Genomic DNA, 12,598 nt, shown 5'->3' on the forward strand with positions numbered 1-12,598 from the left:
CCGCTCTTACAAAGCGTCAGCGGCGGCCGATCAGCTTCTGCGCCATCGCGTCGGCAACCGCGGCGGGATCGCGGCCGCTGGCGGCACTTTCCGCCCAGATCTGCTCCAGCCGGCCGGGGATGCCCTCGATCCGCTGGCGCACCACGGACGCATCACCATCCTTCAGATATTCGGTGCTGACGTTGATGATCCCGCCCGCGTTGATCACATAGTCCGGTGCGTAGAGGATCCCGCGCTCCATCAGGCGAACGCCATCCTCGGGCCGGGCAAGTTGGTTGTTCGCCCCGCCGGCGACGATTGGTACCCGCAGCGCGGCAATGCTCTGTTCATTCAGGATCGCACCCAGCGCGTTCGGGCTGAGCACGTCCGCTTCCAGGGTCATGATCTCGGCCGGATCGACAATCGCCGCCCCGGTCTGCTCCGCGAGCTTGGCCACCCGGTCGGTGTTGACGTCCGCGATGGACAGGCGAGCGCCTTCACCGAGCGCGTGCATCGCCACGCCGGTCGCGACGCTCCCCGCGCCCTGAATGGCAAGGTGCAATCCGTCGAGTGAGTCCTTGCCCAGCGCGCGTTTTACAGCCGCCTTGATGCCCAGGAACACGCCGAGCGAGGTGTGCGGGCCTGGATCGCCACCGACGTCGCCATGCTCGACCGGTAGGCCGGCGACATGGTCGGTCTGGCGGCTGACCTCGATCATGTCGGACACGCTGATGCCGACGTCCTCGGCCGTGACGTAGCGGCCGCCGAGGCCGTCGACCGCTCGCCCGAAGGCGGCCAGCATCTCCGGCGTCTTTGCCTTGTCGGCGCCGGCCAGAATCACGCCCTTCCCGCCGCCAAGCGGAAGGCCGGCCATCGCATTCTTGTAGCTCATTCCGCGCGACAGGCGCAGCGCGTCGGTCAGCGCATCGCCATCGTCCGAATAATGCCAGAAACGGCACCCGCCTGCTGCCGGCCCGAGATGGGTGGAATGCATGGCGATGATTGCCCGCAGGCCACTGGCCCGGTCGGTGACGAAGTGGACTTCCTCGTGCGCGTCGAAGTCGGGCAAGCCCCAGAGCGTAGTCATGCGGTTCTGTTGATCCGATTGGAATGGCGAAGAAAAATGGGGCGATCGACGGGACTTGAACCCGCGACCCTCGGTACCACAAACCGATGCTCTAACCAGCTGAGCTACGATCGCCGCGACGTTGCCAGAACTCGGGCCGGGAAACCTGAGGGCCTTGGCAGGACGCGGCCGTCCCTTAAAGTTGCGGCGCACCCTTGGCAAGCGAGTGAGACGTGGCCCACGCAACATTGACGAAGTTCGGATATCCGCAGAACCTGCTTCGCGAAGGAAGCCATTGGGCCCTGTTGGTCCGTCCGCAACAAGTGACGCTCGGCAGCTTGGTGCTTTGCTCCCTCTCGGAAGTGCGCTCCTATGCCGACCTGCCGGTCGAGGCGTTTGCGGAGCAGCGCGAGATGGTGGCTGCCGCGGAAGCACTTCTGCGGGAGTTCGTCGGGTTCGAACGCATCAACTACCTCATGCTTATGATGGTCGATCCCCACGTCCACTTCCATGTCCTGCCCCGCTACGAGGGCAGCCGCTCGTTCAACGGGCAGGCGTATTCCGACTCGGGATGGCCGGGTCTACCCGACCTGGCTAATTGCATCGCCAGTCCGGGTGCGCTGGTCGCTCGCCTCAAGGCTGCGATTGGAGCAGCAACTTAAAAAAGGCTGTTATCAAAGCTTCTTATCGCAAACTCGGATAGCTTGCATCTTTGAGGCTCGAAGCGGATAATCTCCCCTTGGGGGCGAGGCAGACGGAATTATGATTAAACGCGCTCGGTCCCCTGACGGCGACAGCGCTTCTCTAGTGGAATCGCTGACCCGGGCCGGCTTGACTCCCGAGCTCGCTCATCTGCTGAACGACATGCCGCACCGTGTGGTGGCAATGGACCCGCGTCGCCCCTACCGCGATCCGGGAACTCTGCGGGACGAGGTCATGTTCGTCCAGTCGGGCATCATCTCCAAGTTCAAGAGCGATGGCATGGGGCGGCGTCAGATTGTCGCCCTGCGCTTTCCGGGCGATGGAATCCTGCCGCGCGAAGGCATCGCCGATTACGGCGTGCAGGCAATCGTCCGCAGCGAAGTGCTGGTCGGGGCCGCGGCGGACTTCGACCGGATCGTGGATGCGCATCCGGACCTTGGCCGCTTCTTCTGGCGCCTGACACAGCGTCACGTGAACATCGGGTACGAATGGCTAGTGAATTGCGGTCGGCGGGATTCCACGGCCCGCGTCGCTCACCTGCTGTGCGAGATCGCTGTCCGCAGCGGTGCCGCACGCGATCGAATGATCAATCCGTTCACGCAGCAGCAGATCGCCGACATCACCGGCCAGACTTCCGTCAATGTAAACCGGGTGTTCGCCGATCTGGAACGCCAAGGCCTGATCCGCCGCAACGGGCGGGAAATTGAGTTTCGCGACTGGTCCGAGATTCGGCGAGTCGGAAGCTTCCAGCCGACTTACCTAGAATAAACCGGGCTGCATTCAGCCTGTCGGCGGAGCATGGTGGGCGCGGCAGGGATTGAACCTGCGACCCCACCCGTGTGAAGGGTGTGCTCTACCACTGAGCTACGCGCCCATGCTCCGCGGCCCGTGCCCCTAACGGAGCGGACCCAAGCTGTCCAGCGCTACTGAACCGCGTCCTTCAAGACCTTCCCAGGGCGGAATTTCGGCTGCGCGGAAGAGGCGATCTGCATCGGCTCGCCGGTCCGCGGATTACGGCCGGTCGACGCCTTGCGGCGGGTCACGGAGAAATTGCCGAACCCAACCAGCCGCACCTCGTCCCCCCGCTTCAAGGCTAGGGTGATCGTCTCCAGCAGGGTCTCGACCGCGCGGGCCGCGTCGCCGCGATTCAGACCCGCCCGATCGGCGACATGACTGATAAGTTCCTGCTTGTTCATACGCGATACGCTCCACCTACAGACTGGGCTGACCAGAAAACGTGCGATTGGCCCCAGCATCCTTTCAGAACGCTTAGCGAGCGGTGCCGCTCCTCACTTAATGCCGCAATTCGGCTCCGCTTGACGATAGGTGGGCGGCGGGCGGCTCGGTCGCATGCTCGTCGGCCTCGGTCCATTCGATCGCCTGGACCGGCTCTGTCAGCGCGCTGGCGAGCACTTCGTCGACGTGACTGACGGGAACGATCTTCAGCCCCTCCTTCACCGTCGCCGGCAAGTCGACCAGATCCTTCTCGTTTTCCTGCGGGATCAGGACGGTGGTGATGCCCCCGCGGAGAGCCGCCAGCAATTTCTCCTTGAGACCGCCGATCGGAAGCACCCGGCCGCGCAGCGTCACTTCTCCCGTCATCGCAACATCCCGGCGAACCGGAATGCCGCTGAGGGTCGAGATGATCGCCGTGACCATGCCGATGCCGGCGGACGGGCCGTCCTTCGGTACCGCCCCCTCGGGCAGATGGACGTGGATGTTCTTGCGAGCGAAGATCGACGGCTTGATGCCGTAGGCCGGAGCCCGGGCCTTGACGAAGCTGAGCGCCGCCTGGACCGACTCCTGCATCACCTCGCCCAGCTTGCCTGTGGTCCGGATGTCGCCCTTCCCGGGAACAGTCACCGCTTCGATGGTGAGGAGCTCGCCACCCACCTCGGTCCAGGCGAGCCCGGTCACTGCACCGACCTGATCCTCTTCTTCACCGACGCCGTAACGATAGCGGCGAACCCCTAGAAAATCCTGGAGGTTGTCGTCCCGGACTACGACGCTTTCATACTTGCCCTCGAGGATGCGGCGGAGCGCCTTGCGGGCGACCTTGGCCAGCTCGCGCTCGAGCGTCCGGACGCCGGCCTCGCGCGTGTAATAGCGCAGGATGCCCCGCAGTGCCTCGTCGCTGAACTCCAGCTCGCTGTCCTTCAGGCCGTGCGCCTCCATCTGCTTCGGTATCAGGTGGCGGCGCGCTATCTCCACCTTCTCGTCCTCAGTGTAGCCCTCCAGCCGGATGATCTCCATGCGGTCCAGCAGCGGCTGCGGCATGTCGAGCGAATTGGCGGTGGTCACGAACATGACATCCGATAAGTCGTAATCGAGCTCGAGGTAGTGGTCTTGGAAGCGCGCATTCTGTTCGGGGTCGAGCACCTCCAGCAGCGCCGAAGCGGGGTCGCCCCGGAAGTCCTGACCAAGCTTGTCGATCTCGTCGAGCAGGAACAGCGGGTTGGATGTTCCCGCCTTCTTGAGGTTGGAAATGATCTTGCCGGGCAGCGAGCCGATGTAAGTCCGCCGATGGCCGCGGATCTCCGCCTCGTCGCGCACGCCCCCCAGCGACTGGCGAGCGAATTCGCGGCCGGTGGCCTTGGCGATCGAGCGACCGAGCGAAGTCTTGCCTACGCCTGGGGGGCCGACAAGACACAGGATAGGGCCCTTGAGACGGTTGGTCCGGGCCTGAACGGCCAGATATTCGACGATGCGATCCTTGACCTTTTCCAGCCCATAATGGTCCTCGTCCAGCACCGCTTGCGCCTCGGCGATGTCCTTCTTCAGCTTCGACTTCTTGCCCCAGGGCAGGCCAAGCAGGACGTCGAGGTAATTGCGCGCAACGGTCGCCTCGGCGCTCATCGGGGCCATGCCCTTGAGCTTCTTCAGCTCGGCGGTGGCGCGCGTACGGGCTTCCTTGCTCAGCCGCGTCTTGCGGATTTTGGCGGCGAGCTCGGCCAGCTCGTCGCCGCCATTCTCGTCCTCGTTGCCCAGCTCGCGCTGGATCGCCTTGAGCTGCTCGTTGAGATAATATTCGCGCTGGGTCTTCTCCATCTGCCGCTTGACCCGACTGCGGATTTTCTTCTCGACCTGAAGCACGCCAAGCTCGCCTTCCATGAAGGCGAACACCATCTCCATGCGCCGGGCCGGGTTCAGTTCGCCCAGCAGTGCCTGCTTTTCCGCCACCTTGACCGACAGGTTGGAGGCGACCGCATCGGCCAGAACCGATGGGTCCTCGATCTCGCCGAGCTGAATGCTGGTCTCCGCCGGCAAGCGCTTGTTGAGCTTGGCATAGCTTTCGAACTGATCGATGACCGAGCGCATCAGCGCCTGCACCTCGGGGCCATCAACGGGCTCCTCCGCGACGTCTTCGACCTCGGCGACCATATGCCCGTCCGCCTCGGAAAGCTGGACCAGTCGGGCGCGGCGAACCCCCTCCACAAGCACGCGCACGGTGCCGTCGGGAAGCTTCAACAGCTGCATCGCGGTGGCGACCACGCCGAGATCGTAAAGCGCGTCCTGGTCGGGATCGTCCTCGGCCGGATCAAGCTGCGCGACCAGAAAGATGTGCTTGTCGGCAGCCATTGCTGCCTCGAGCGCGGCAACCGACTTTTCGCGGCCGACAAACAAGGGCACGATGCGCTGGGGAAAGACAACGATGTCGCGCAGCGGCAGAACTGGAAAGGTCGACGTCAACGGAAAAAACTCCCTCGCGGCCGGTCGGCCGGGTTTCCTAGCATATGGTGCCGATAATCCGCCTTATCAATCGATCCGTCTCACCGACCGGAACAGCTTCGGGCTGATGCGTTGAGGCTGTGCGGCACCAACGGAGATACAGGATGAACGATCGCCCCAAGATCAGCACCGGACCCAACGAGAGCCCTCGCAACGAGACGATCGCCGGAACCGGATCGGGCATCCCGGACGAGGCTGCGACCCCCGGCCGCGACTTGCCCCCTCCTCCCAGCGATGAAGAGGTTGCGCGGATCGCGCGCAAGCTGGGGGCTCCGATTGCCGTGGACCAGACGCAGGACGCCTAGGCGCCAAGCAGCAGGGTGAGCGCCGGCAGCAGGTTGTGGAGCATGTGCATCAGGGTCACCATCCCGCACGCCGCCCACAGGCTGCGCCGGCGCCAGGCCAGGAACGCCGTCGAGAAAATCAGGAACGGCCACCAGATCACCAGGCCCCAGGCAAGCGCCTGAGTGGAATGGGCAACACCCCACCCCGCTGAGCTCAGCACCACTGCCCATGGCTCGGGCATCAGCCGGCGCAACACCAGCAGCACCGCGCCCATGATCAGGGTTTCGAGGGCCGGCGCAAACAGGACCACCAGAAGGAAGACCGGAACGCTGCCGAACGGAAAATCCGGCTGACCGACACCTGGCAGCAGCAGGCTGACCAGAGCGGACAGCAGGGCGGCCGGGAGAATGGTCACAGGCCACGCGGTGGCGAGGTAGCGCAACGGCCGCTCGGGCGTCAGCAGCACCCGACGGACAGAGACGAGCCAAGTCTCGCGTCCGGACTCGACGGCGGGGACGCTGCTAGCGATAGCGGGCGCTCCCGTCCCTCAAACTTACTGGCAACACGTCGGAGTGAAGCTTAGGCCGCGTCCCCGGTCTTTTCCTTCTGCGCATAGACCCGCACTGGCTCCTTGCGCCCTTCGACAACGTCCTTGTCGACGTGCACTTCGTCGACGCCGTCCATCGATGGCAGGTCGAACATGGTGTCGAGCAGGATGCCTTCCAAGATCGAGCGCAGCCCGCGAGCGCCGGTCTTCCGATCGATCGCCTTGCGCGCGACCGAATGGAGCGCATCGTCAGAGAAGCCGAGCTCGACATCCTCCATGTCGAACAGCTTCTGGTACTGCTTGACCAGCGCATTCTTCGGCTCAATCAAAATCTTGACCAGCGCTTCCTCGTCGAGGTCCTCGAGCGTCGCGATCACCGGCAGACGGCCGATGAACTCGGGGATTAGACCAAAGCGCAGCAGATCCTCAGGCTCGGTATGCTTCAGCGTCTGGCCGGTCCGCCGCTCCTCCGGAGCCGCAACATGGGCACCGAAGCCCATCGACTTGCCCTGCATGCGGTCATCGATGATCTTTTCGAGGCCCGCGAAAGCGCCGCCACAAATGAACAGGATGTTGGTCGTGTCGACCTGCAGGAACTCCTGCTGCGGATGCTTGCGCCCGCCCTGCGGTGGGACGGAGGCGGTGGTGCCTTCCATCAGCTTCAGAAGTGCCTGCTGCACGCCCTCTCCCGACACGTCGCGGGTGATCGAGGGATTGTCCGACTTGCGCGAAATCTTATCGATCTCGTCGATGTAGACGATTCCCCGTTGCGCCTTTTCGACATTGTAGTCGGAAGCCTGAAGCAGCTTGAGGATGATGTTTTCGACATCTTCGCCAACATAACCGGCTTCAGTAAGCGTGGTCGCATCAGCCATGGTGAACGGCACGTCGAGAATGCGCGCCAGGGTCTGCGCCAGCAAGGTCTTGCCGCAACCGGTTGGGCCGATCAGCAGGATGTTGGACTTGGCGAGTTCGACTTCCGTCCCGCTCTTCGCACCGTGGTTCAAGCGCTTGTAATGATTGTGGACCGCTACGGACAGCACGCGCTTGGCGCGGCTCTGGCCGATCACATAATCGTCCAGCACCTTGCAGATCTCGGCCGGCGTCGGGACTCCGTCGCGGGTCTTCACCAGCGCCGACTTCGATTCCTCCCGGATGATGTCGTTGCACAGTTCGACGCACTCATCGCAGATGAATACGGTCGGCCCGGCAATCAGCTTGCGCACCTCGTGCTGCGATTTGCCGCAGAAAGAGCAGTAGAGTGTGCTCTTGCCATCGCCGCCGGAAAGCTTGGTCATCAATCGTCCTTATCAGCGAAGTCCCGAGGGACTCCAGCGGAGCCCCGCGAGACTCCAAGAGCCGGATGCTAACCGGCTTTCTCGCACATTCAAACTCTCGGAAGCGTAAACGTGCCTCCCGCCCCGAAGTTTTCCTCCTTGATATGGAGTGGCTTGTCCACGGCGACAAGTCGCGGCGACCTCTTCTTGGCTTAGGCCGCCGCCGTGCCAACGTGCAAGCCGGACGAACTCACGCCGGAGTGGCGTCGGCGGCCGCAGCCGAGTCCCCATCGACTGCATCAGGGCGCTTGTCGAATACCTCGTCGATCAGGCCGAATTCCTTGGCCTCATCCGCTTCCAGGAACTTGTCGCGGTCCATCGCCGCCTCGATCGCCTCGATCGGCTGGCCGGTGTACTTGGCATACAGCGAGTTGAGGCGGGTCCGCATGCGCAGAATCTCACGCGCCTGGATCTCGATATCGGACGCCATGCCCTGCGCGCCGCCCGACGGTTGGTGGACCATGATCCGGCTGTTCGTCAGCGCGATGCGCATGCCGGGCTCGCCGGCCGCCAGCAGGAAGCTGCCCATGGACGCGGCCTGGCCGATGCAGACGGTGGCGATCTTGGGCCGGATGTACTGCATCGTGTCATGGATCGCGAGCCCCGCAGTCACCACGCCGCCGGGCGAGTTGATGTACATGTAGATGTCCTTCTTCGGGTTCTCCGACTCGAGAAAGAGCAGCTGGGCGGTAATCAGCGAGGACATGTGGTCCTCGATCGGGCCGGTGATGAAGACGATGCGCTCCCGCAGCAGCCGCGAATAGATGTCGAAGCTGCGCTCGCCCCGATTGGATTGTTCGATAACGATGGGAACGAGGCCGGAAACGATGTCCTGATGATCCATGATGGCAAGCGGTCCTTTGATTTGGTGCAGCCTACATCGGGCGGATCGCCGCAAGGTTCAAGCGGGCTGATATGGGAAGGGCGGCCCGTTTCCGGACCGCCCCTTCTCTTTGTTCCCGGAGTGGAAAGCTACATTTCCACTGTTGCCCGCGCGTAGAAATAACGGCCGGGGATATCGTAGACGGTCGGATCGAAATTGTTGAGATCGCAGGTGTTGCACCCTGGCGCTTTGGTCTTGAAGAGGTTGTTCACGCCCAGCGCGAATCCGAATTCATCCTCCAGCACCGTAGGCCGCCAGCGTAGCTGGAGATCGGTGTAGAACCGTCTCTTCATGACGTTGCCGTCGCTTTCGCGCAGCTTCGAGACATATCGGCCGGTGACGGTCCCGCCAAAGGTTGCGAGATCCCAATCCAGGATGCCGACCGACTTCCACTTGGGAAAACCCTGCGACGGGCTGCCGACTTCGGTGCCTTCCCGGCTGATGACCTGGGTTCCGCTGAAGCCCGTCAGAATCAGGTCAAAGTTGCGGAGGAAGGTGTTGTTCCAAGTCAGACCGAACGTGCCGACCGCCGTCTTGCGGTTTCGGTAGGAGAGATTGAAATCAATGCCCTTCGTCTTGATCCCGGCAATATTGCCGAGCGTGCCATCGATCTGGGTAAGCTGCCCGCTGCCGGAGAAGGAGCGCGTCACCAGGGCACAGGCCGCGGGATCGTCGGCGACCACGCAATTGTTGAGGGTGATCGCCGCGTCGACCGCCTGGATCGCACGGTCGATCTTGATCTTGTAATGGTTCGCTTCGATCGCAAGACCGGGCAGGAAGGACGGGCTGTAGACCCCGCCAAAGATCCAGCTCTTCGACGATTCCGCCTCCAGCTCTTCGTTGCCGCTGACGATGACCGAGATCTGCGAGTTAGCCTGGGCATAGCTGCCGTTGGCCGGGACGCCTGCGGCGATGCAGTTTGCCCGGACCGTGGCGTCATTCAGGAAGGTTCGCGGCGCCGTGCTGTCGTTTGAGCATGGATCGCTGATCGTCTGGTCGAAGCGCGACAACGTTCCGAACAGCTCGCCAATTGACGGAGCTCGGAAGCCTTCCGCAAACGAGCCGCGCAGGCGCAAATCCCGGAACGGCTTCCAGTTCACGCCGCCCTTGAAGGTCGTCGTTGATCCTGAAGTTGAATAATCGGAGATGCGAACTGCCCCGTTCAATTCGAGGAGGTTGGCGAATGGGGCGTCCCGGAGCAGTGGCGCATTGAGCTCGGCATAGGCTTCCTTGACCGAGATGCGGCCCTTGGTTGGACCTGCAGGAATGTCTGAGCTAAAGCCCGCGGCAACGATCGGATCGGGATCGAAGCGGCCACTCAGGCGGCGATACTCGACGCCGGCAGCCAGCCCTAGCTGGCCACCTGGAAGGTCGAGGAGTCCACCCGAAAGGTTGGCTGTAAAGTCCCACAAGGATTGCTTGCTGCTATCGCGCTGGACGAACGTCACGAAGTCCAGCATCGCTGGAGTGATCGATCCCGCCCCGCCGAACAGGTTGAATGGGACACACGTCCCGCCGAAATCGCCCGGCTGCCCGACGCAGTCGGCCTCCGGGCCAAGCGCCTGGCGTAGGTGGTTCGAGTTGATGTTGCCCTGGAACGTCTGCCTGGCCTTGTTGCGGCCGTAGGCGCCGTTGATGTCCCAATACCAGTTCTGGTCCAGCATGGTGAACTTGCCGTCGAGCGTCGCGCTGGCATAGGCCGACTTCACCGACTGCGAGAACCGCCGCGGTCCGCCTTCGACGAAACGGCGGAGGATGAAGCTGGTATTGGTGAAGTCCAGCGTCACGTCGAACGGGTTGAATGGGTTGGTCGCGTCAACGGTTGTCGCGTCGAGGACCGGAGTCAGGCCGGCGTCGGGGCCAAGGCCGAACGGCAACGGTGCCGCCTGGTTCTTCGACTTGCGCTTGTTCCAAAGCCCCTTGAGGATGAGGTCGATGTCGTCCGCAACTTCATACTTGAGGTTGGCAAAGGCGCCGTAGCGATCCAGCGGGATTTGAAAGTAGTTAAACGGCGCGAAGTTGAACCGATCGTTCGGACTGACGAAATTGCGAAAGTTCCCAACGGTTGGCGTCGCGGTCGGCGAACTGATGAGCGTCTGGCTGGTGCCGAAGAATCCTGGAATCGCAAAGCGGCCATCTGGTGTGAAGCTCGAGCAGCCGGGGTCGCAGGCATCGGCATATGGCACGGGGAAGCGCGACAGCGCCCGGTCGCCAGAGCGAACCGCACCCTGTTTGACATAGTTGCCGCCGACGACGATCGACAGCGGCCCGCCGTCACCATTGCCCCAGCTGAGCTGGTAGTTTTGCGAGAATCCGTCGCCTGCGGTGAACCCGCCAAGCTGCGCCGACCCTTCGATGCCCTGCTGGCTGCGCTTGGTGATGATGTTGACCACGCCGGCGATCGCGTCGGAGCCGTAAATGGCCGATGCACCGTCCTGAAGCACCTCGACCCGCTCGATCATGCTTTCCGGGATCGAGTTCAGATCCACCGAGCCCGGAACACCGCTCGCTGAAGCGCCGTTGACGAACCGCAGGCCGTCGACCAGCACGAGCGTTCGGCGGGTGCCCAGGTACCGAAGATCGATCTCGGCCGAGCCGGCGCCCACGCCACCGCCATCCGGGGGATTGCCGACATTGCCCGAGTTGTTGAACTTGCCGTTCAGACCGCCGCCCGAGCTTGGCAGGCGTTGGAGGACGTCGTTAACCGAGTTGAGGCCGGTCTTGGCAATGTCCGCCTCATCCACGAAGACGATTGGGGCATCCTGCTCCAGCGGATTGCGGCGAATGCGGGAGCCGGTCACCACGATTTCTTCAGGCTCGCTCGCGGCTGAAGGTGAGGCCTGAGCATCGGCTACATCCGGCGGCGGCTGAGTGCTTTGCGCGGCTGCCGGCGAAGTGGTAAACGCCAATGCCAGAGCTACAGTGGCGCTGGTCGCGCGCAAGGATACCTGGAACCTCTTCATCATCGAGCCCCCTTATTCCGCTGTTGCAGGCGGGAGACTATCATGGCTCAATCGGTTTCCGCAGAATTGCGGCGGACTAGACGCCGTCGATTCACAAACTGTGTGTTGTTTCGGTAACAGGACCCGGTGCCGGATAGGCGAGATAGGCCAGCCGGCGCATCTCCCTTCGCCCGCGCGTCACCGTGTCAAGGATTAGCCCCGCGAAGAAGCACAGCACCGCGACGATGATCATGCCGGTGACGAGGATCGCAGTGGGGAACCGCGGCACCAGCCCGGTCTGAAGGTAGGTCATCACCAGCGGCACGGACAAGGCGATGGCGATCCCGACCAGGAGCGCCCCCACGCTTCCGAAGAACAGCACCGGGCGCTCTATCCGGTAGAGGGTCGCGATGGTGCTCAGGATCCGCCAGCCGTCGCGAAAGGTGGACAGCTTGGACGCGGAACCCTCGGGACGGACGCCGTAGACCGTGGCCTGTTCGCCGACCGGCATGCGCAGTTCCAGCGCATGCACGCTCATCTCCGTTTCGATCTCGAACCCAGACGAAAGCACTGGAAAGCTCTTCACGAAGCGCCGCGAGAAAACCCGGTAACCACTGAAGATGTCAGTGAAACTGCGCCCGAACAAGCCGGCGAGAAGGCTGGTGAACAGCCGGTTGCCGATGACGTGACCGCCGCGATAAGCGTCCTTGGCCTCATGCTGGCGGGTGCCGACCACCATGTCGAGTTGCTCCGCAAGAAGCTGCTCCACCATGGCCGGGGCTGCGCCGGGATCGTAGGTCAGGTCGCCATCGGCCATGATGAACACGTCGGCATCGACGTCCGCGAACATCCGCCGGACCACATGGCCCTTGCCCTGCTGACGCTCCGTCCGGACGATCGCACCGGCAGTCCGCGCCACCTCGGCGGTCCGGTCGCGACTGTTGTTGTCGTAGACGTAGACGGTCGCCGCGGGCAGCGCGGAGCGAAAGCCGGCGATCGTCTGCGCGACCGCCGCTTCCTCATTGTAGCAGGGCAGCAGCACGGCGATGCGCGGCTGTTGCTGATCGGCCATTCCCACCCCCACGGCGTCATCCCGGCCTTGTCCGGGATCCGTCTTCTTTCCTGCCG

General features: G+C 63.3%; 11 protein-coding genes and 2 tRNA genes. 3 read left to right on the forward strand and 10 right to left on the reverse strand.

Going from position 1 to position 12,598, the window contains the following annotated elements:
• Positions 1–16: 16 nt before the first annotated feature.
• A complete protein-coding gene (locus ACFQPG_RS09995) occupies positions 17–1,066 on the reverse strand; it encodes a Glu/Leu/Phe/Val dehydrogenase (protein ID WP_380812569.1) in 1,050 nt (349 codons plus the stop codon).
• A gap of 37 nt (positions 1,067–1,103) precedes the next feature.
• A tRNA-His gene (locus ACFQPG_RS10000) sits at positions 1,104–1,180 on the reverse strand.
• A 113-nt stretch (positions 1,181–1,293) separates the two neighbouring features.
• Between ACFQPG_RS10000 and ACFQPG_RS10005 the strand changes: the two genes are divergently transcribed.
• Entirely contained in the window at positions 1,294–1,707 is a 414-nt protein-coding gene (locus ACFQPG_RS10005; protein ID WP_380812570.1) for an HIT family protein, read from the forward strand.
• 145 nt (positions 1,708–1,852) lie between these two features.
• Positions 1,853–2,515, forward strand: coding sequence for a Crp/Fnr family transcriptional regulator (locus tag ACFQPG_RS10010; protein WP_380812572.1), 663 nt, complete (start codon positions 1,853–1,855; stop codon positions 2,513–2,515).
• 31 nt (positions 2,516–2,546) lie between these two features.
• On the opposite strand, the gene ACFQPG_RS10015 is transcribed toward ACFQPG_RS10010, so the two are convergent.
• The 3 genes from ACFQPG_RS10015 to lon all read right to left on the reverse strand — a co-directional run bounded on the left by ACFQPG_RS10015 (position 2,547) and on the right by lon (position 5,437).
• Positions 2,547–2,621, reverse strand: a tRNA-Val gene (locus tag ACFQPG_RS10015).
• 49 nt (positions 2,622–2,670) lie between these two features.
• Positions 2,671–2,943, reverse strand: a complete 273-nt coding sequence (locus tag ACFQPG_RS10020; protein WP_380812574.1) for an HU family DNA-binding protein — start codon at positions 2,941–2,943, stop codon at positions 2,671–2,673.
• Between the two features lie 97 nt (positions 2,944–3,040).
• Entirely contained in the window at positions 3,041–5,437 is a 2,397-nt protein-coding gene (lon, locus tag ACFQPG_RS10025) for an endopeptidase La (RefSeq protein WP_380812576.1), read from the reverse strand.
• Between the two features lie 143 nt (positions 5,438–5,580).
• Between lon and ACFQPG_RS10030 the strand changes: the two genes are divergently transcribed.
• Positions 5,581–5,781 (forward strand): hypothetical protein, encoded by a 201-nt coding sequence (locus ACFQPG_RS10030; protein ID WP_380812578.1) that lies wholly within the window; start codon positions 5,581–5,583, stop codon positions 5,779–5,781.
• Here the strand turns inward: ACFQPG_RS10030 and ACFQPG_RS10035 are convergent.
• From ACFQPG_RS10035 to ACFQPG_RS10055, 5 genes are all read right to left on the reverse strand, one after another.
• Entirely contained in the window at positions 5,778–6,227 is a 450-nt protein-coding gene (locus tag ACFQPG_RS10035; protein WP_380812580.1) for a type II CAAX prenyl endopeptidase Rce1 family protein, read from the reverse strand. The two genes, ACFQPG_RS10030 and ACFQPG_RS10035, sit on opposite strands and share 4 nt — an antisense overlap.
• A 113-nt stretch (positions 6,228–6,340) precedes the next feature.
• Positions 6,341–7,606, reverse strand: a complete 1,266-nt coding sequence (gene clpX, locus ACFQPG_RS10040) for an ATP-dependent Clp protease ATP-binding subunit ClpX (RefSeq protein WP_380812582.1) — start codon at positions 7,604–7,606, stop codon at positions 6,341–6,343.
• Between the two features lie 229 nt (positions 7,607–7,835).
• Complete coding sequence (gene clpP, locus ACFQPG_RS10045) at positions 7,836–8,489, reverse strand: ATP-dependent Clp endopeptidase proteolytic subunit ClpP (RefSeq protein WP_380812584.1); 654 nt, start codon at positions 8,487–8,489, stop codon at positions 7,836–7,838.
• Between the two features lie 128 nt (positions 8,490–8,617).
• Positions 8,618–11,494 carry a TonB-dependent receptor domain-containing protein gene (locus tag ACFQPG_RS10050; protein ID WP_380812586.1) on the reverse strand — a complete coding sequence of 959 codons (2,877 nt, stop codon included), beginning with the start codon at positions 11,492–11,494 and terminating at the stop codon, positions 8,618–8,620.
• 88 nt (positions 11,495–11,582) lie between these two features.
• Positions 11,583–12,542: a glycosyltransferase gene (locus ACFQPG_RS10055; protein ID WP_380812588.1), complete on the reverse strand. Its 960-nt coding sequence runs from the start codon at positions 12,540–12,542 to the stop codon at positions 11,583–11,585.
• Between the last annotated feature and the right edge of the window lie 56 nt (positions 12,543–12,598).

It is taken from the genome of Sphingomonas sp. GCM10030256 (assembly GCF_042666415.1).
In the GTDB taxonomy this organism is placed as follows: Bacteria; Pseudomonadota; Alphaproteobacteria; order Sphingomonadales; family Sphingomonadaceae; genus Sphingomicrobium.